General features: G+C 42.3%; 1 protein-coding gene. It reads right to left on the bottom strand.

What is annotated here, in order from left to right; genetic code table 11:
* The coding region (locus tag Q4528_RS12890) for an efflux RND transporter periplasmic adaptor subunit (protein WP_303521873.1) at positions 1–336 on the bottom strand (336 nt) is incomplete at its 3' end.
* Positions 337–362 lie beyond the last annotated feature (26 nt).

Below are 362 nucleotides of genomic sequence, written 5' to 3'. Positions count from 1 at the left end.
CTGCAAACTGTTTAAAGCGGAATTGTATTTTGCACGTAAGTTAACCAAGTTGGCTTGTAAGCTGGCTAAGTTAATTTCAAATTCTAAAGGGTCTAAACTAAACAGGAGTTGCCCAGTTTGTACGTAATCACCAGCTTGAAAATGTTTATCTAGCATGGTGGAGGTTACCCGCGATACCACTTTTACTTCTTCATCTGGAAGAACAGTGGTGGTGTAGATTTCTTCAAATACCAAGCTCTCTTGGCTGGCATTAGCTAAGTCCACGGGAATAGTGTCACTTACCGCACTTTGCAGTGGCTCTTTACTGCTAGACGTTTCACAGGCTGTGACAAACATGCTAGCCAACAACACACCTAATAGTC

The sequence above is a fragment of the Staphylococcus pasteuri genome (genome assembly GCF_030547725.1).
Lineage (GTDB): Bacteria > Bacillota > Bacilli > Staphylococcales > Staphylococcaceae > Staphylococcus > Staphylococcus pasteuri.
This window is presented reverse-complemented; position numbering and strand designations above follow the sequence as displayed.